This is a genomic window from Leucobacter denitrificans, from assembly GCF_014396385.1.
Lineage (GTDB): Bacteria > Actinomycetota > Actinomycetes > Actinomycetales > Microbacteriaceae > Leucobacter > Leucobacter denitrificans.
Genome location: NZ_CP060716.1, coordinates 356,288 through 373,635, shown reverse-complemented (window position 1 = coordinate 373,635; position 17,348 = coordinate 356,288). Strand labels below are relative to the sequence as shown.

General features: G+C 57.9%; 18 protein-coding genes and 1 tRNA gene. 4 read left to right on the top strand and 15 right to left on the bottom strand.

Features of this window, described 5'->3' with window-relative positions; translation table 11 throughout:
• Positions 1-12 precede the first annotated feature (12 nt).
• Positions 13-501 carry a Dps family protein gene (locus H9L06_RS01810; protein WP_187555599.1) on the bottom strand — a complete coding sequence of 163 codons (489 nt, stop codon included), beginning with the start codon at positions 499-501 and terminating at the stop codon, positions 13-15.
• Positions 502-614: 113 nt separating this feature from the next.
• Entirely contained in the window at positions 615-1,742 is a 1,128-nt protein-coding gene (locus tag H9L06_RS01805) for a ferrochelatase (protein WP_246454442.1), read from the bottom strand.
• 171 nt (positions 1,743-1,913) lie between these two features.
• Between H9L06_RS01805 and H9L06_RS01800 the strand changes: the two genes are divergently transcribed.
• Both H9L06_RS01800 and H9L06_RS01795 read left to right on the top strand, forming a co-directional pair.
• On the top strand, positions 1,914-2,681 hold the full coding sequence (locus H9L06_RS01800) for a FadR/GntR family transcriptional regulator (protein WP_187555598.1): 768 nt from the start codon (positions 1,914-1,916) through the stop codon (positions 2,679-2,681).
• A 39-nt stretch (positions 2,682-2,720) separates the two neighbouring features.
• Positions 2,721-3,041 carry an XRE family transcriptional regulator gene (locus tag H9L06_RS01795; protein ID WP_187555597.1) on the top strand — a complete coding sequence of 107 codons (321 nt, stop codon included), beginning with the start codon at positions 2,721-2,723 and terminating at the stop codon, positions 3,039-3,041.
• Between the two features lie 41 nt (positions 3,042-3,082).
• Here the strand turns inward: H9L06_RS01795 and H9L06_RS01790 are convergent.
• A tRNA-Ile gene (locus tag H9L06_RS01790) sits at positions 3,083-3,156 on the bottom strand.
• 177 nt (positions 3,157-3,333) lie between these two features.
• On the opposite strand from H9L06_RS01790, the gene H9L06_RS01785 reads away from it, so the two are divergent.
• Positions 3,334-3,999 carry a DNA-3-methyladenine glycosylase gene (locus H9L06_RS01785; protein WP_187556286.1) on the top strand — a complete coding sequence of 222 codons (666 nt, stop codon included), beginning with the start codon at positions 3,334-3,336 and terminating at the stop codon, positions 3,997-3,999.
• A gap of 10 nt (positions 4,000-4,009) precedes the next feature.
• Here the strand turns inward: H9L06_RS01785 and H9L06_RS01780 are convergent, their stop codons facing one another.
• The 11 genes from H9L06_RS01780 to efp form a co-directional block, all read right to left on the bottom strand.
• On the bottom strand, positions 4,010-5,014 hold the full coding sequence (locus H9L06_RS01780; protein ID WP_246454441.1) for a DMT family transporter: 1,005 nt from the start codon (positions 5,012-5,014) through the stop codon (positions 4,010-4,012).
• 9 nt (positions 5,015-5,023) lie between these two features.
• A complete protein-coding gene (gene gmk, locus H9L06_RS01775; protein WP_187555595.1) occupies positions 5,024-5,920 on the bottom strand; it encodes a guanylate kinase in 897 nt (298 codons plus the stop codon).
• Between the two features lie 2 nt (positions 5,921-5,922).
• Complete coding sequence (pyrF, locus tag H9L06_RS01770; protein WP_246454440.1) at positions 5,923-6,801, bottom strand: orotidine-5'-phosphate decarboxylase; 879 nt, start codon at positions 6,799-6,801, stop codon at positions 5,923-5,925.
• 7 nt (positions 6,802-6,808) lie between these two features.
• Complete coding sequence (carB, locus tag H9L06_RS01765) at positions 6,809-10,102, bottom strand: carbamoyl-phosphate synthase large subunit (RefSeq protein WP_187555593.1); 3,294 nt, start codon at positions 10,100-10,102, stop codon at positions 6,809-6,811.
• A complete protein-coding gene (carA, locus tag H9L06_RS01760; RefSeq protein WP_187555592.1) occupies positions 10,102-11,313 on the bottom strand; it encodes a glutamine-hydrolyzing carbamoyl-phosphate synthase small subunit in 1,212 nt (403 codons plus the stop codon). Before carA ends, carB begins: the two co-directional genes overlap by 1 nt.
• On the bottom strand, positions 11,310-11,861 hold the full coding sequence (locus tag H9L06_RS01755; RefSeq protein ID WP_187555591.1) for a PH-like domain-containing protein: 552 nt from the start codon (positions 11,859-11,861) through the stop codon (positions 11,310-11,312). The genes carA and H9L06_RS01755 overlap by 4 nt, the downstream gene beginning before the upstream one ends.
• Positions 11,858-13,240 (bottom strand): dihydroorotase, encoded by a 1,383-nt coding sequence (locus H9L06_RS01750; protein ID WP_187555590.1) that lies wholly within the window; start codon positions 13,238-13,240, stop codon positions 11,858-11,860. Before H9L06_RS01750 ends, H9L06_RS01755 begins: the two co-directional genes overlap by 4 nt.
• An 11-nt stretch (positions 13,241-13,251) precedes the next feature.
• On the bottom strand, positions 13,252-14,205 hold the full coding sequence (locus H9L06_RS01745; RefSeq protein WP_187555589.1) for an aspartate carbamoyltransferase catalytic subunit: 954 nt from the start codon (positions 14,203-14,205) through the stop codon (positions 13,252-13,254).
• Positions 14,202-14,726, bottom strand: a complete 525-nt coding sequence (gene pyrR / locus H9L06_RS01740) for a bifunctional pyr operon transcriptional regulator/uracil phosphoribosyltransferase PyrR (RefSeq protein WP_187555588.1) — start codon at positions 14,724-14,726, stop codon at positions 14,202-14,204. The genes H9L06_RS01745 and pyrR overlap by 4 nt, the downstream gene beginning before the upstream one ends.
• Positions 14,727-14,798: 72 nt before the next feature.
• Complete coding sequence (gene nusB, locus H9L06_RS01735) at positions 14,799-15,215, bottom strand: transcription antitermination factor NusB (protein WP_187555587.1); 417 nt, start codon at positions 15,213-15,215, stop codon at positions 14,799-14,801.
• A 6-nt stretch (positions 15,216-15,221) separates the two neighbouring features.
• A complete protein-coding gene (efp, locus tag H9L06_RS01730) occupies positions 15,222-15,785 on the bottom strand; it encodes an elongation factor P (RefSeq protein ID WP_187555586.1) in 564 nt (187 codons plus the stop codon).
• A gap of 127 nt (positions 15,786-15,912) precedes the next feature.
• On the opposite strand from efp, the gene H9L06_RS01725 reads away from it, so the two are divergent.
• Complete coding sequence (locus H9L06_RS01725) at positions 15,913-16,500, top strand: thioesterase family protein (protein WP_187555585.1); 588 nt, start codon at positions 15,913-15,915, stop codon at positions 16,498-16,500.
• On the opposite strand, the gene H9L06_RS01720 is transcribed toward H9L06_RS01725, so the two are convergent.
• Positions 16,497-17,318 carry a hypothetical protein gene (locus tag H9L06_RS01720; RefSeq protein ID WP_187555584.1) on the bottom strand — a complete coding sequence of 274 codons (822 nt, stop codon included), beginning with the start codon at positions 17,316-17,318 and terminating at the stop codon, positions 16,497-16,499. The genes H9L06_RS01725 and H9L06_RS01720 overlap by 4 nt on opposite strands.
• Positions 17,319-17,348 lie beyond the last annotated feature (30 nt).

The following is a 17,348-nucleotide window of genomic DNA, read 5'->3' as shown; positions in this document are numbered from 1 at the left end:
GAACCTGCAGGTCTACTTTGCGTAGTGGGAATTCAGGAACCAACGATCCTTGTCAAATAGTTGCGCAGCGGCAATGACGAGATCCTGGCTCACAGGATCAATTCGCTCAAGTCCGTCGACTGCACTGTAGAGCGCGTCGAGCGTTGCATCGAGCTGCGCGATCATCTCACGAACCGTCACCTCAGCCTGCTGAAAGCCGACCAGCATTGCAGGGTTGCCCGACTTCTCGGCAACCGTGTTGATTCGTGCGTCAACTGCGAGCCCTAGGGCTACGAGTCGCTCAGCAATCGTGTCCGCGTTGTCTTGGGCATGAGCAATAATCTCATCGAGAAATTCGTGTACAGACACGAAGTTTTCACCGCGAACATGCCAATGGGCTTGCTTGCCGTTTACTCCGAGGGCAATGAGGTTGTGAAGCACTGGCGTGAGGTGTTTCGCAACACCTGCAAGTCGTGCGTCATCGTCTCGAAGTGTAGTCGAGTGCTTTTCTAGATAGGCCATAGTTTCCCTCCATCTACACGATTGAGCGGTTCATTTTGTTCCGCCTTACTAGTTAACGATACGCGTTAGAGTTTTCAGCGCAAGCAAGGAAAGGCTCGCCTTAACAGGGTTTTCTAGTCATCTTCGCCCGCAATAACCTGGATCCCCGTCACCTCGCCGTGTCGCATGCGGCAGCTTCCTGGTGGTGCGATGTCGGGGAAAGCTGCGTACGATCCACTCACTGTGGGGGCAACCTCTTCACCGCGCTCACGCGCTGCGCGCTCAAGAATCATGTCAACAAGACCCGAAATAAAAACCTTGCGCACACCTACCGTGTCAGCTCGCACCGCCTGAACCCCCTGTTCACCCGCGGTCTCGAGTGCCTCAATATCGAGATCGAATGCAACCTCCATATGGTCGGAAATGAAACCGATTGGAGCAATAATGATGCGTCGAACGCCCTGGGAAGCGAGTGCTTCAATGTGATCGTTCACATCGGGTTCCAGCCAGGGCACGCGGGGGTCTCCGGAGCGTGAGCAATATGCCAACGAAGAGTCGAACGAAACCGAGTGTCTCGTCTCGAGCTCACTGTTGATCGTTGCCATAACGTCGAGGTGCTGTTCGCGATACCCGGGACCAGTGACAGCCGATGCTTCTTGCATCGTGTCAGGAATTGAGTGAGTGACGTACACAATATGTACGTCTTGGAGGCCACCGTCGATTCGTGAGGCTGCTTCTCCAATCGCGTCCGCGTTCGCGAGCGCGAACCCGGGATCATTAAAGAATGGCCGCAGAATATCGATGCTCGGGGCAGCTGACCCGAGAACGTTGACGGCTTCGGCCAAGTGTTCGCGGTACTGACGACTGCCGGAGTAAGAGGCGTACGCGCTCGTGACGAGCGTAAGCACACGCTGAGTGCCAAATGCGGCCGCATCGCGCAATGTGTCGGTTGTGTACGGGTGCCAGTTACGGTTTCCCCAAATCACTGGGAGATTCACGCCTCGGTCGCTGAGTTCTTCTTGTAGTGCCTCAACGAGCTGCAGGTTCTGTTCGTTGATTGGACTCTTTCCGCCAAAGCGGTAGTAGTGCTCCCCAACCTCAACCAGACGTTCCTCGGGGATGTTTTTGCCGCGGGTGACATTGCGCAAAAACGGAACGACATCTTCTGACTGGTTCGGGCCACCAAATGAGCACACCAGGAGCGCGTCGTACGGGAGCGAGTCTGAGTTTGATGCTGTTGTCATCGAAGTGGATTTGCTCATGACTTGCACCGTATCATCAGGTTTCCTGTAGATCTGATGTATAACATCTGATTTAGTGAAATTGGGCTCGTCGATCCCGCAACAACCTGCCTCCCCTTCGCGCGTTGGAGGAGTTTCGTAGCGTTCTCACCGATATAGTTAGGTCTAGCTCACTTACATACGAGGTCATTCATGGCAGGCTCTACCCGCGGCTCCCAAAAGGTGCGCGATACTATCGATTTCTTGCGCGCCAAAATCACCGCTGGCGATTGGGAAGTGGGAAGCCTCATTCCAAAAGAACCCGAACTCGTAGAACTCATCGGAGTGGGTCGCTCCACGGTTCGCGAGTCAGTACGGTCCCTCGCTGCGTTCGGGATGCTCGAGAGCGTTCCGGGTGTTGGCACATTCGTACGGTCCCGAACGCCGGTGAGTTCGATCATCTCCGAGTTTCTTGCTGACCAAGATCTCGAGGAAGTGCTGGTGTATCGTCGTTCGCTTGAAATTGAAGCGAGCCAGCACGCGGCCGTGAATCGCACTGACGAGCAGCTGGCAGCGCTAAAACGAGCACTTCAGGCATCGGTCACTGCGGGAACACAAACGCATGACACCTGCAACAGAAGCACTACGCCTGAATCTTTCCACCGGCTCATTGTTGAGGCAAGTGGTAGCAAGCTCCTCCTCGACCTATACCTCGGCGTCATGTCTGTGCTCGAACGCGCTGGAGCAGAGAACAGAGTGTTTCTCGGCACCACGATTGAGACCATGCACTCAGATCATAGGGCTCTCGTCGAGGCAATCGAGGCACGAGATGTTCGGCATGCCGCGCACACCATGGCGCTCCATGTGGATCGGGATCTCGGTCTGCATACTGACATGCTCGAACTCAACACCCAGACCGAACGGGCCACCTCACTGATTGAGGCCGGCTATGATCCCGATCGCACGATCGCGGGTTCGTAATCACTCGATAAATATCGCGAGTTCTGGCAGGGTGAACATATGAGCAAAGAACCTCTTCCACTGACCGGAAATTTAGCTCGAGCCGCCCGAGCACTCGTTGGAGTATCGGCGGCTGACGCTGCCGAAGCGGCAGGTCTGACACGTCGTCAGCTGCGCAACTTTGAGAAGAGTCTGTTCCCGCTGACAATAGATCAACGTATTGAACTTCGGAGTGCGCTCGAGCGTCTCGGAGCACACTTCGTTTCCGACGGTAACGGTGGTCGGGGTCACGGCGTTCGGCTCAAGTTTTCGGCGTCAAAGACTGAACGAGTGGAGTCGTGGGAGGCTGAGGGCGGCCTCGCCGCAGATGACGATGTATAGCTCGCTTCAGTGCAGCGCAACTGAGGCACCTTGCGGATGAGTAGGGCGTGTGGGACTTGAACCCACGACCGAAGGATTATGAGTCCTTTGCTCTAACCAACTGAGCTAACGCCCCGTAAGACAACCTCACCAGTCTATCCAAAACCGACGTAGTTTTTTCGAATTTCCGAGCATCATCACATTAAGATCACGGTTCGTGTCTCGCTCCGAAAGGGGAGGTAGTGTGGCCGTCAGGGCTGCCGACAACGGCGTCGCCAGTCCTCTCAATTTCGACACAAGCTTCGTCCATACAATGAACAGTGTGGATCGATCTTTCTTTCATGCTCAAGCGTTAGAAGTTGCCCCACGACTGCTTGGTGCAACTCTCGCGCTTGCGGGCGAAGATGGCTCGGTGAGTATTCGCATTACTGAAGTGGAGGCGTATCACGGTGCCGGTACGACGGGACCATACGATGCTGGTTCACACGCACGAGATCGTCGCACCGACCGCAACGCAGCCATGTTCGGCCCGCCCGGCCACGCATATGTCTACTTCACCTATGGCATGCACTACGCGTTGAATCTGGTGTGCTCCCCAGAGGGAATCGCCTCGGGGGTGTTATTGCGAGCCGGTGACATCGTAAGCGGACACGAACTCGCCCGCTCGAGACGTGAAGCCAAGCGCTCAGAGGCCTCTTCTCCTCCACGGTCGGGTATTTCAGACACTGCGATCGCACGAGGCCCGGGCAACCTGGCAGCTGCACTAGGGATCACTCGCGAACGCTACAACACGCTCGATCTACTGGCCGCGCCATTCTCCCTCTCACTTGCCTCGGAGCCGGTGCCTAAGATCGCTCGAGGCCCTCGTGTGGGGGTTTCCGGCGAGGCTGGCGGATCAGCGTTCCCGTGGCGCTTCTGGATCCCGGGGGCTAAAAGCGTCTCTGCTTACCGACCGGGCAAGCAAGTACCGTTGACGTGATTACCTCGGGTTAGTCGTCAGGCTGAAGCGGAGTTACGACGGGCAAGCTGCCAGTGTGATCCAACACTGACTTGCCGGTCTGTGGATGGAACTTCGAAATTCCCATCACACCAATAACTGCGGTGACACCGGTGATAACGAAAGTGACCGCAACCCACGCGGGAGCGTTCGAGGCCTCCCCCAGTATGAGGATTCCGATGAGCACTGCGACCATCGGATCTATAACGGTGAGTCCGGCCACCACAAGATCTGGCGGACCCGATGAGTAGGCGTTCTGCACGAAGAGCATGCCGAGCAGAGCTCCTGCGATTAGTGCGACAGCACACGCCCACGTGTGCCATTCGAAGTCACCCTGCTGAAATCTGCTGATGAGCACTTTGGCGAGGGTCGCAACAAAGCCATACAGCACTCCTGCACCAACGATGTATATCAGTGCCACCCCACGCTTACGGAAGAGTGCGAATAGCGTAAGCGCAACCAAAAATACGGCCCCAAACGCAATGAGTACAGTGACGAGTTTCTCGTCGGTGATCCGCTGATCAGTCACGTTCGTCGCCGCGACAAACACAAAAATCGCAATGCTCACAACAGCGAGCGCAATTGCCCCGGTTACACGCTTTCCGAGCCGCACACCCGAAATTCTGGAGTTAAGCACCGATGTAATGACCAACCCAACGACACCAATAGGTTGAACAAGCGTGATGGGCGACAGCGAGAGTGAGCCAAGCTGAAAGACCACTGCAAGCCCTAAGAGGAGCGTACCCACGATCCACGATGGCCTGCGAAAGAGACTGAGCATGTGGCGGATCGACAGCCCCGCATGCGCACTTTCACCGGTGAGTCGCTCGACTTTGTTGAGGCCCCTCGATTGATACTGAGCGCCGAATGCTAGCAGCGCCGCACCGACGAGCGCGAGCGGAATTCCCCAGAACTGTCGAGGATCGAGCGAGGCTACAGCTGCCGCAGCATGGTCAACCGGGCCCCATGCCGAGGCGAACTCCGTGTACACGCTCACGCGCAAAGCTTAGCGGTCGCCCCGCATGAGTTCGACAAGGCGCTCGGCTGCATGCGCAACTTCATCGTTCACGATGATCTCATCGAATTCATCAGCTGACGCAAGTTCAACCTTTGCTGTCTGCAAACGTCGCTCCCGCTCCTCCTCGCCCTCGGTCCCCCGGCCAACGAGTCTGCGCACGAGCTCATCCCAACTCGGTGGGGCAAGAAATACGAGCCTGGCATCGGGCATGCTCTGTCGAACCTGACGCGCACCCTGAAGATCTATTTCCAAGAGCACGCGCTCGCCTCTTGCGCTCGCGTCTAGCACGGGCCCCTTCGGGGTGCCGTAACGGAATTTGTTGTGAACAGTTGCCCACTCTAAGAGCTCGTCTTGCGCAAGCAGACGGTCGAACCCCTCGTCATTTACAAAGAAGTAATGCACACCCTCGATTTCGCCGGGACGCGGCGAGCGGGTCGTTGCCGACACCGAGAGGCTGACCTCTGGATAGTGTTCACGGACATACGCCGCGACAGTGCCCTTACCAACGGCTGTGGGGCCGGCAAGTACGGTGAGTGGTGGTCGTTCGCCAAGCGCAGCAGCGCCTGAGCGCTCACGCACGAACTGTTCGAGGCGCTCCCGCTGCAATGTTCCGAGCCCACCGAGGCGCTTGCGCTCAGAGATTTGCAGCTCCTCACGAATTCGATCGGCTTTTACGGCCCCGATCGATGGAAACGAAAGCAGGAAATCGGTAATCCGCAGTGTGGCGGCAGCATGCCCTGGGACCCTGGAATATTCGAGCGCACGAAGTGGGGAGATCTCCCCTTCTCGCAACTTTCGTTTGAGTTCGGCCCGAGCCTGCCTGGCGGCAACCGCAGCACGGTTTGCCGCCTTTCTATCTACCTCGGGCATCGCTCCCTGCTGCATTGCTATCGTGTCTCCTCGAGCGCCTGGGTGATGAGGTTTGCGCGGTGCTGAATCCGCGCGGCGAGGTGTTCGCCTCCACCTGCAAGGATACTTCGGGATTCACTCGCAAGCACTGCATCGCCGATTCCGCCGTATATCTTGGCAATGTCCTCAACGCGAGCACCCTGATGCCCGAAGCCCGGGGCCAGCACAGGTAGCGAAGGTTCGACACGCCTGGACACATCAATTCCAAATTCTTGAAGATTCAGCGTGGCTCCAAGTACCACCCCGATAGATCCCACGCTGTCGCTGCCGTGCTCACGGGCGTTCCAAGCGTTCGCGTGCGACACCATCGTCTGAGCAAGCGTCACACCCTGCTCAGATGTTGCTGTTTGCACAGGCCGAGCCTCTGGATTCGAGGTTGCGGCGAGCACGAACATTCCTTTGCCGTGCTCTCGCACGAATGGGAAGGCGCCCTTGAGCGTTTCAAAACCCATGTAGGGCGCGACCGTCATCGCGTCAACTTCGAGCGGTGAACCCGGAGCGAGCCAGGCCTCTGCGTACGCTGAGAATGTGCTTCCGATGTCGCCGCGCTTCACGTCGCCGATCACGAGCACCTCGGCAGCTCGGGCATCGGCAAGCACGCGCTCAAGCGCCACAAACCCAGCCGATCCAAAGCGTTCGAAAAATGAAATCTGTGGCTTGACACACGCGGCGACGCCAACGGCGGCTGCCACGACCTCGCGCCCCATGCGCTCGGCACCGTCAGCCGAGTCCTCGAGTCCCCAATCGACGAGCAGTTCGCGATGTGGATCAATACCCGCGCACAGGTGCCGGCCGGCAGCAAATTCTGCTGCCAGCCGAGCACCGAAGCTCTGAGCGCTCACTTCATCTGCCGACACGTCGCTCCTAAACTGCCGCCGATAGGGCAGCCTGTCGATCTGCCTCATACTCTTGAAGGGACTTCACGTCGAACCCATCACCGAGTGCCGAGAGTGCACCGACAGCCGCCGCGAGTTCAGAAATCGTCGTGAAGATCGGCTTGTCCGCAGCAACGGAAGCAGCGCGAATCTCGTATCCGTCGGCGCGAGCCGAACTGCCAGAAGGCGTGTTGACCACCATGTCGATCTCACCCCGATTGATCAGATCCACAATGGTGTCGCCCTCGTCGCGCTTCGAATGCTTGCGAACAGTCTCAGACTCGATACCGTTGCGCGCTAGCACGACCTGGGTTCCTTGCGTCGCAAGAATGCGGTACCCAAGCTCTTGGAGCCTCAGTGCCGGGAGCACGACGGCACGCTTGTCCCGATCCGCCACTGAGAGGAATACCGTACCCGAAGTGGGAAGCGAGCTACCAGCGCCCGCTTGGCTCTTCGCGAATGCAGTTGGGAAGTCGCGGTCCATGCCCATGACCTCACCCGTAGAGCGCATCTCAGGCCCGAGCAATGAGTCCACAACCAGGCCCTCGTGGGTGCGGAAACGCTTAAACGGAAGCACCGCCTCCTTCACGGCGATTGGGGCATCGATTGGTGTTCGAGAGCCATCGCGCTCGGGCAAGAAGCCTGATTCAATGAGATCCTGAATCGAGTCACCAACCATAATGCGAGAAGCGGCCTTTGCGAGCGGAATGCCCAGAGCCTTCGACACAAATGGCACAGTACGAGACGCGCGAGGGTTAGCCTCGAGCACGTAGAGAACGCCCTGACCGATCGCAAACTGCACGTTCAACAGCCCGCGTACACCGATGCCCTCGGCGATTCCCCGCGTTGCTTCACGAACCTGAGCAATCTGATCGTGACCAAGCGTTACCGGCGGCAACGTGCAGCTCGAGTCGCCCGAGTGCACACCGGCTTCCTCAATGTGCTCCATGATTCCGCCCACGTACAGTTGCTCACCGTCGTAGAGCGCGTCAACATCAATCTCGATTGCGTCGTCAAGGAACCGATCCACGAGGAGTGGATGGCCAGGCCCAACCAGCGCGTGACCTTCGATGCGCCCGAAGTAGCCGCGCAGCGATTCGGTATCGTACACAATCTCCATACCGCGGCCCCCGAGCACGAAGCTCGGGCGAACGAGAACGGGGTAGCCGATTTCTTCGGCGATGCGTACTGCACCCTCTTCGTCGATTGCTGTCCCATTGCGAGGAGCAAGAAGGTTTGCCTGCTCGAGGATGCTCGAGAACGCTCCACGCTCCTCGGCGAGGTCAATCGCTTCCGGCGAAGTTCCGAGAATTGGAATTCCCGCGTCCTTCAGCGGCTGAGCGAGTCCGAGCGCCGTCTGACCTCCGAGCTGAACCACTACACCGAGCAGCTCTCCGCTCGCCTGCTCTGCGTGGATCACTTCGAGCACATCCTCCAGCGTGAGCGGCTCGAAGTAGAGCCGATCGCTCGTGTCATAGTCGGTCGACACAGTCTCTGGGTTGCAGTTGATCATGATCGTTTCGTAGCCAGCGTCTGACAGCGCAAACGATGAGTGCACGCATGAGTAGTCAAACTCGACGCCCTGCCCAATGCGGTTCGGGCCAGATCCCAGGATTACGACCTTCTTGCGATCACTCGGCTCGACTTCGGTTTCGAAATCATACGAGGAGTAGTGGTACGGCGTGAGCGCGGGAAATTCTCCCGCACAGGTATCAACCGTCTTGAAAACAGGGCGCAGACCAAGTCCGTGCCGCAGTCCACGAATTTCCGACTCAGAAACTCCGCGAATGCCTGCAATCTGAACGTCTGAGAACCCGTGATCCTTTGCCTCGCGCAGCACATCAAGTGTGAGTTGCGGTGCGGTCTTCACGCGATCGGCGACCTCATTGATGAGCACGATCTGGTCAAGGAACCACGGATCAATCGAGGTAGCGTCGAAGACCTGCTCAATCGTTGCGCCCAAGCGAAGAGCTTGCTGGATATCAACAATGCGACCATCGGTCGGGCGAACCATCGAGGTCAGCAACTCATCGACCGTACGCGATTCCTCACCCCAGTGGAACGAGGTACCCCGCTTCTCTAGTGAACGAAGCGATTTCTGCAAAGCGGTGGTGAAGTTTCGGCCAATAGCCATTGCCTCCCCCACAGACTTCATAGTTGTCGTCAATGTGTCGTCGGCTGCGGGGAACTTCTCAAACGCGAATCGAGGTGCCTTCACGACGACGTAATCAATCGTCGGCTCGAAGCTCGCCGGGGTCTTCTGCGTAATATCATTCGGGATCTCGTCGAGACGGTATCCAAGCGCAAGCTTTGCCGCGATCTTTGCAATAGGAAAGCCGGTGGCCTTCGATGCGAGCGCCGACGAACGTGAAACACGCGGGTTCATCTCAATGACGATGACGCGCCCAGTCTTGGGATCGACAGCGAACTGAATATTGCAGCCACCAGTGTCTACACCAACGCGACGGATGATGTCGATGGAGATATCGCGAAGCTTCTGATACTCGTTATCGGTGAGGGTAAGGGCAGGCGCGACAGTAATCGAATCGCCGGTATGCACACCGACCGCGTCGACGTTCTCAATCGAACACACAACAACGGTGTTATCCGAAGTGTCGCGCATGAGTTCGAGCTCGTATTCCTTCCACCCAAGGATCGACTCCTCAAGCAGCACTTCGCTCGTCGGCGAGTAGTGCAGGCCGTCGCCCGCAATACGCACGAGATCTTCTTCGGTGTAGGCAAAGCCCGAACCTAGGCCGCCCATTGTGAAGGAGGGACGTACGACGAGCGGATAGCCGAGATCCTTCGCGAATTCTTTCGCCTCGTCGAGCGTGTGTGCGATGAACGAGCGAGCGACATCTGCGCCCGACTCGATGACGAGATCTTTAAATATCTGTCGGTCTTCGCCTCGCTGAATCGCTTCGACCTTTGCGCCGATGAGTTCTACGTTGTGCTTCTCGAGTATGCCGAGCTCGTGCAGTTCCATCGCAGCATTGAGCGCTGTCTGGCCGCCCAGAGTCGGCAGGATTGCATCAGGCTTTTCCTTGATGATGATCGATTCGATGACCTCTGCGGTGATCGGTTCGATGTACGTTGCATCGGCGAAGTCGGGGTCTGTCATGATCGTGGCGGGGTTCGAGTTAACGAGAATTACTCGGACACCCTCTGCACGGAGCACCCGGCAGGCCTGAGTACCCGAATAGTCGAACTCGCAAGCCTGACCGATGACGATTGGGCCCGAACCGATGACGAGCACGGAGTTGATGTCTTGGCGCTTCGGCATTATTTGGTCTCCTTGGTGGTGTTCGACGAGGATGCTGCACGATCTTTCACTAGCGTGCGGAATCGATCAAACAGGTAAAAAGCGTCGTGCGGTCCGGCCGCTGCTTCGGGATGGTACTGGACTGAGAACGCGGGAATATCGAGGCATTCAAGACCCTCAACTACCTCGTCGTTCAAGCTGTAGTGACTGACGCGAACTCGACCGAGTCCGGCTGGCGATTCGTGCTCGCCTTCGATCGGTAGATCCACAGCGAATCCGTGGTTTTGCGCCGTAATCTCAACGCGGCCAGTTCGCTTGTCTAGCACCGGTTGGTTGATACCTCGGTGCCCGAATGGAAGCTTGTAGGTGTTGAAGCCGAGTGCTCGGCCGAGCAGCTGGTTACCGAAGCAGATACCGAAGTACGGCAATCCGTCACGGAGCAATCCCGCGAGCACTTCGACCTGCGCGTCTGACGCGGCCGGATCTCCGGGGCCATTCGAATAGAAAATCGAATCAGGAGCGAGCTCGCGTATTTCCTCAAGGGTGGTTGACGCGGGAAGCACCGTAACGTCGAATCCATGCTCAGAGAGGTAACGCACTGTAGCTCGCTTGATCCCGAGGTCAAGCACCGCGATCGATCCGACGCGCTCAGTGCCCTCGGCGGCCGCAACCATATAGCGCTCTGGGGTCGTGACCTCATTTGAGAGGTGCTTGCCCGCCATCCCTGCTTGCTCGCGCACGAGCTGGAGTTGCTCATCTTCGCTCAGTTCAAGCTCGCTCCCAGAAAATACACCGGCCCGCATTGCACCGGCCGAGCGTATGCGCCGGGTCACGGCACGCGTGTCGATGCCTGAGATGCCTACGACACCATCATTCACGAGGTCTTCGTCAAGCGAGCGTTCTGCGCGGAAGTTCGAAACCCGACGTGCCGGGTCGCGCACAATAAATCCAGCGACCCAAATCTTGCGTGACTCCATGTCGGTGTCGTTGGCGCCAGTGTTGCCAATGTGGGGAGCAGTCATGAGAACTATTTGCCCGGCATACGAAGGATCGGTAAGGGTCTCTTGGTAGCCAGTCATGCCGGTCGAGAACACGATCTCTCCGAGCGATCGGCCGGTGGCTCCGTATGCCCGCCCCTCGTAACGGGTTCCATCTTCGAGTACAAGTACTGCGGCACCCTCTGGAAGTGCACTCGCGGGCGGCGCTGTCACTTCATTCGTCGTATTCGTCACGCGTCGTCCTCCTGGGTGATGCTGGTTGATGTCGGTAAATCTGTGTGGTGGATCGGGTTCATTTCCGAGATTGCTGCCGCGAATCGTCGTTGTTCGGCCGGGGTATCAAATCTGAAACCGGATTCGAGGGCTCGAGTGTCAGAGCCGGCTTGGAGTGCCTCCCACTGAAGCAGGGAGATTCCATCACGCTCGACGACCTTTCCGATACGGCCTCGAGCAGTGTCGGTGCCACGAACTCGATCCGCTGAAATCTCAATTCGCGGCTCACCGGTGACCTGAATCGCGACGCCCTCGCGGTGTACGGCAACATCTGCCCAGCCCTTGTAGCTCAGCCCGGGTACTGCGACGCGCACGAAGGGTTCTCCCACGGGAGTGGTCGAGACGTAACTCACATGAGCAAATGTTGCGATCGGCTGATCCGCAAGCCCAATCGATGCTGGGCTGAGCGATGCGTCTCGTCGCTTTCGCGCACGCCAGGCAATCGCCATGAACGTGAAGATTGCCGCGGCTATTGCAATCCAAATGAGTAAGAATGTGATTCGATTCATTGCGACACCTCGCTTGCTTTCTGCGCCACTGTTTCTGGCTCAGTGAGTTGCCCGTCGTCGAGTGTGAGGTATCCGTGGCGGATCGTGTGGGTGACGCGGCCAGGAAGCTCCATTCCGAGAAATGGTGAGTTGGTGCTCTTACCCTTAAGGTGGCCAAGGGAGAACTCGCTTGAGCCATTGGGATCTACGAGCACGATGTCAGCGCGCTGCCCGACTTCGAGCGCGCTCGGATGTTCGCCTTCTGCGCCGACCGAGAGACCGCCAATTTCAGCCGGCTTTTGCGAGAGCAGCGTTTCGAGCTCTGCCCAGCTCACGTACCCTTGCTGCACGAGTGTGGAAAGCGCGATTGAGAACGCAGACTCAAGCCCGACCATGCCGAAGGCCGCGGAGTCCCATTCGCATTCCTTCGTTTCTGAGGGGTGCGGGGCGTGATCTGTTGCGATGATGTCGATCAAACCCTCGGCAACTGCCTCACGAAGCGCCTGCACGTCAGTATCGCGACGAAGCGGCGGATTCACCTTGTACCGTGCGTCGTATGTTCGCGCGAGTTCTTCGGTGAGAATGAGGTGGTGCGGGGTGACCTCGGCTGTGACCGCGATTCCCCGCGCTTTTGCCCAGCGGATCACCTCGACCGATCCAGCAGTTGACAGGTGACAAATGTGCAGCTTGGCGCCAACGTGTTCGGCAAGCAACACATCTCGAGCAATAATCGACTCCTCGGCGACCGCCGGCCATCCCTTAAGACCAAGCTCGCTCGAGACCGCGCCCTCGTTCATCTGAGCACCCTCAGTGAGCCTCGGGTCTTGTGCGTGCTGAGCGATAACTCCGTCAAACGTCTTCACGTACTCGAGCGCCCGCCGCATGAGCAGCGGATCGTGCACACACTTACCGTCATCACTGAAGACTCGAACTTCTGCGAGAGACTGAGCCATTGCACCAATCTCGCTGAGGCGCTCCCCCGCGAGTCCTTCGGTCACTGCCCCAATTGGTCGCACTGTTGCGTACCCAGCCGCATCACCGAGCGCCTTCACCTGTTCGACTACACCAGCGGTATCTTGCACCGGCAGCGTATTGGCCATAGCGAACACCGTGGTGAAGCCACCCGCAGCGGCTGCGCGAGTGCCTGTGAGCACCGTTTCGGATTGTTCAAAACCCGGCTCGCGCAGGTGCGTGTGGAGATCGACAAACCCAGTCAACGCGACGAGCCCGCTCGCGTCGATGACCCGTTCGCCCTCTAGCGGTTCGAGCTTCTCTCCACGGGCCGCAATGCGCCCGTTTTCGATGCGAATGTCTTGCTGCGGCGCTGCCGTAATCTCGGAGCCGCGCTCTACGAGATCAGCCGCTATCCGTGCGCCACGAATCAATATACGCTCAGTCATCGTTCTCTCTTTCAGCTTTCAATTCGTTCGCCGGATAGCAGTAGGTACAGTGCCGCCATTCGCACCGAGACACCGTGTGTAACTTGTTCGAGCACGGTTGATTGCGAAGAATCAGCCGCGCGTGATGAAATTTCAAGTCCTCGGTTCATGGGCCCCGGGTGCATCACGAGTGTGTCGTCGCTCAGTCCCTCGAACCTGCGGTCGTCGAGACCCCAGTTTCGCGCGTATTCACGATCGTTCGGAAAGTACGCTGCGTGCATGCGTTCAGACTGTATGCGGAGCATCATGACGACGTCGGGTTGCTCCTCACGAAGAGCGGTGTCGAGCGAATGGTGGATCGCCACGGGCCAAGATCGCACCCCGAACGGCAAGAGCGTCTCGGGCGCTACAAAGCTCACACGAGCACCGAGCGCATTGAGCAACCACAGGTTCGAACGGGCAACACGCGAGTGAGCGATATCTCCCACGATCACGACCGAGACACCATCGAGCCCCTTGCCGCGACTCCCCTCACCATGCAGTCTTCGACGAATCGTGAACGCATCAAGCAGAGCTTGGGTGGGGTGCTCGTGCGTGCCATCTCCGGCGTTCAAGACACCCGCGTCGATCCACCCACTCGAGGCCAGCCTCGCGGCCGCGCCGCTCGCAGGGTGCCGAATAATGACCCCATCTGCGCCGATTGCCTGCAGGGTTTGGGCAGTGTCTTTGAGAGACTCACCCTTAGAAACTGAGCTGCCCTTCGCACTGAAGTTGATGACGTCGGCAGAAAGACGCTTAGCGGCGGCTTCGAACGAGATCCGCGTGCGAGTCGAGTCTTCAAAAAACAGATTCACTACTGACTTGCCACGAAGTGTCGGAAGCTTTTTGACTTCGCGCTGTTGCGTCGCTGCCATGTCTTCCGCGGTATCGAGGATGAGGAGCGCCTCGTCTCGCGTAAGCGTGCGGGTGTCAATGAGATGCCTCACGAGATCGTTACCGCGTCTTCCCCATCGTGTTCTACGAGGCGCACTGAGATTCGCTCGTCGCGAGAACTCGGCAAATTCTTCCCGATAAAATCAGCGCGGATCGGCAGTTCCCGGTGACCGCGATCGATAAGAGCGGCAAGGCGCACAACCTTGGGCCTACCATGATCGCCCAAAGCGTCGAGCGCAGCCCGAACCGTGCGCCCCGAATACAACACATCGTCTACAAGCACCACAGTTGCACCGTCGATATCTTCCGGCATCTCCGTTGGCATGGGCGCGCGAGTGGGATGGTGCGCGAGGTCATCACGATACATCGTCACATCGAGACTACCTACGGGTACGTCAACGCCCTCAATGCGAGAGATATTTGCCGCTATTCGCTGGGCAAGATGGGTGCCTCGTGTTGGTATTCCAACTAAAACGAGATCTGAAACACCCTTGTTTGCCTCAATGATTTCATGTGAGATACGGGTAAGAGCCCGCGAAATCTCGGCCTGGTCGAGAACCGTTCGCGTGTTCATTCTCCGCCTCCCTTCTGCGCCTCACTGGACGCCATTAAAGAAAAGCTGCAACACGGGCAAGTCTATCGCACGTCACGCCTGCGCGTGTTCAGCGATGCGCCCCAACACTCCATTCACAAATCTGCTCGAGTCTTCAGTTGAGTACTGCTTCGCTAAACCGACGGCTTCATTAATAGCCACCGCGGCTGGCACCTCGGGGTTGTACAAAATCTCCCAAGAAGTGAGCCGCAAAATAGCGCGATCCACATTGGGCATGCGATCAATCGTCCATCCCTGCGCGTAGCTTGAAATCAACTCATCGATCTCCTCGCGGTGATCTGCGACACCATCGACGATCTCACGGGCGTATATCCACGAAGCCACGCGGTCTGGCTCGTTTAGGGCACGCCCGGCTTCGGCACTGACGATTTCAGCGAGTGTAGTTTCAAGCACATCTGCCTGAAACAGCATGTCAAGCGCGCGCTTGCGCGCCTTAGTACGTGCACTCATGAACGCTTATTCGTTGACACGGCCGAGGTAATCCCCCGTGCGAGTGTCAACCTTGACCTTGGTGCCGGTCTCGAGAAAGAGAGGAACCTGAATCTCAGCACCGGTCTCAACCGTTGCCGACTTGGTGCCACCTGTTGAGCGGTCACCCTGCAGTCCTGGCTCGGTGTATGTCACCTCAAGAACCACCGAAGCCGGCATCTCAAGGTACAGTGGCTCACCTTCGTGCAGACCAATCTGCACCTGCTGATTTTCGAGCATGTACTTGTGCGCATCGCCTACCACCGCAGCGGATACCGTGAGCTGGTCGTAATCGCTCAGATCCATAAATACGAAATCTGCACCGTCTTGGTAGAGGTACTGGAAGTCACGGCGATCAACGGTTGCCGTCTCGATCTTCGCGCCAGCGTTGTACGTCTTATCAATGATTTTGCCCGTGACAACATTCTTCTGCTTAGTGCGCACAAACGCACCACCCTTGCCAGGCTTTACGTGCTGAAACTCCAAAACGTTCCAGAGCTGACCTGCCTCCTTGATGACTGTGCCGTTCTTGATGTCGTTCGAGGTTGCCATGTTGTCATGCTCCAGTTGCTGATTCGAGGTTCGTACGCGGAACGCGCCGATCCATCTTACACCCGCCAGTTTTGCGGTGTTCGACAAAAGATTCTGAGATCGATCTTGCCAAACCTAGGCTGATCACATGCATATGCTTCCTCGCACACTTTGGCATCAGTGGTTCGTCGGAAAACGGGGCTCGAAAATCGGGTTCACTGATGTCTCACGGTCGCAGTTTCGGGTGTGGCCGACCGACATCGATATCCTCCGACACATGAACAACGGCAAGTATTTGTCCATCATGGATATTGGCCGATTCGACCTTCTGCTTCGGAACGGTGTTTTCGAACTGTTTAGGCGCGAGGGCTGGTATCCAGTGGTTGTCGGCCAGACAATCTCTTATCGGAAGTCGTTGAATCCTTGGCAGAAATTTACCGTTGAGTCGCAGATCTTAGGGTTCGACGACCAGGCTGTGTACCTTGAGCAGCGATTTGTGCGCCCTGCTCCGCGAGGGTCAGGCATCGCAGGCGAACCCGAGATTTATGCGCGCGCGATCGTACGCGGCCGAATTCTTCGCACTGGCGGAGGGGTCGTTCCAGTCGACGAGATCATCGATAAGTCGGGGGCAAACCCTGATGAACTTCGGCTTCCCCCCGAGATTCTAGAATGGGGCACCTCGACGCGGCTTCCATCTACCAGACAAGACGCCCCGAGTGTTTGGGAGAACCACTAGCTCACGGGAGTTCGAACGCCAAGGTGAGGCCCCTGATTCCCAATCTCACGCGCATTCACGCCAACTCCCCGACCCGATTCGTCGTAGAAGTGGCGAGCGGCAAATTTTCCATCGGCGAACGTTCCTTGGAGCCACGTAAAGCTCCGTCGATCCACGGGATCAGCCCCTCGAACGAGATTCATGAGCTGCAGCATGAGCATCTCTGGCAGCGTTGCGTGTGGGCCGACAGAGTAGTTCACCCCCATGCGCGCGGGCGAATCATCTCCGGGAACGAGCCTGAGTGTCCAGCCCCGCACTGAGGGCACCCGCGCTGGGGCGCTGTCGAGTGAAGCAAACGCGCCAAGAACTTCCGGAGCAAAGGTAAGTGGTGCGGTGAGCGAAAGCGTGCTCCCCTGCTGCCTCGCAACCGCACGGAATACCTCGATCCACCGATTGGCCCCGAGCCCATACGGGGCTGGCACAGCTACAAGCGAGTGATCGGATATGAGTGCGCGGGCGAGTTTCTCTCGCTGGGCACCGCTAAGCCAGAACTCTTCGGGCTCGGGCACCGTAAGCCCGGCCAACGAGGCAACGCTGCGTGCGGCGTGAAATGAATCGGCCAGCCTTGCTGCTTCGCTCTCGTGCAGACCGATAAACGCAGCCTTTCCTGCTTCTCCCTTGCGAATCTCGTTCACAGCTTCGTCGAGGGCTCGGTCGACGGATCCACTCACACCGTGATCGTCACCGAGCGCGCGGTCAAGCTCTTGCGCGAGCTCACCAAATAGCAGTCTGGCAAGCCGAACCTGTTCGGTTGCGCCGCTGTCGCCTGCGTGTTCCATCTGTTCCTCCGGCCTCGAGCCTATCGACTC